We start from the raw sequence: 1,097 nt of genomic DNA on the forward strand, positions 1-1,097 counted from the left end.
TCCAGCCTGCTGCGTTGCGCTTTTTGCGACAGGCGGTGCAGCCAGCGGTGAAAGAGTTTGCGCCTGAGCGCCAGCGGGCGGAAGGCATTCAGCCGCAGGCGCTCGCTGCGCGGTGAAGCATCATTGGGCATAAACAACACCAGCCACAGGCTCTGTACCAGATAACGCAACAGATCCGCCGGGCGTGGGCGTTCCGGCGAAATCTGCGGGTAGAGCTGGCGGCGGCGGACACGCACGGACTGCCACTCCGGGGATTCAAATCGCAGCAGCGTCCAGCCCAGCATCACCAGCAGGCACTGGAGGGCTGCGGTCAGCACCGGGGCGCGATGACGACGATAGTCGCGATAGCGCTGGTGTAATGCCTGCCACACCGGGGGGATCAGTAGCCAGCGCAGTGGGTTCATGCCGCTTTACCTTTAAGGTTGACCAGGCACCAGGTCGCCAGGGTCGCCATCTCCTCTGCCGCCAGGCTGAGCGGGCGATATTCGCCCAACGGTTGCTTGCTTAACAGCGCTTCCGCGAGCGCCTCATCGCGATGGATCACCAGCGGAACCATTGCCCTGAGCGTGCTTAACCACAGCTGGTGCAAATCCTGCTGCACCTTGCTGACGGAAGTAAACTGGTTGATCAGGAACAGGGTGTTGGCCGGAACGTTGGCCTGATGCAGGCGCAGATGGCAGTTACCATCCGGGTTGAGCACCAGCAAATGGTGATCGGCCTGCAGCAGCGAATGGCTCAGTTGGGACAGCTCCGCCGGGATATCCAGCAGCACCCAGCGATATTCGCTACGCAGGGCCTCAAGACGCGTGGACCAGGGTGCCACTAACGCTTCAGGCTGACGAAAATAATCCTGCCCTTCTTCACGCGGAAGCTGCCCGAAGGGAATAAAGTCGAGCTGCGCGGTATAACGCATCGCGCTCTGCTGCCAGGGCTGCTGGTGTCGCATGCTGTGTGCCCAGCCACGGGAATGTGCCAGGGGAGAATTAAAATGGGTACCCAGCTGATTATGAGGGGAAAAATCAATGGCAATAGTGCGTTCACCCAGGCAGTTCAGTGCCCAGGCCAGCGCCGCTGTGACAGAAGTGGTGCCCACGCCG

1 protein-coding gene and 1 pseudogene are annotated in these 1,097 nt (G+C 61.1%); both read right to left on the reverse strand.

Features of this window, described 5'->3' with window-relative positions; translation table 11 throughout:
* A pseudogene (gene bcsA, locus WH277_RS03855) lies at positions 1–404 on the reverse strand (UDP-forming cellulose synthase catalytic subunit); the annotation flags it as partial.
* Positions 401–1,097 (reverse strand): cellulose biosynthesis protein BcsQ (gene bcsQ, locus WH277_RS03860; RefSeq protein WP_339504453.1); only part of this gene is annotated, 697 nt, incomplete at its 5' end. The pseudogene bcsA and the gene bcsQ, both read right to left, overlap by 4 nt.

It is taken from the genome of Erwinia sp. MYb416 (genome assembly GCF_037479575.1).
GTDB classification, from domain to species: Bacteria; Pseudomonadota; Gammaproteobacteria; order Enterobacterales; family Enterobacteriaceae; genus Erwinia; species Erwinia rhapontici.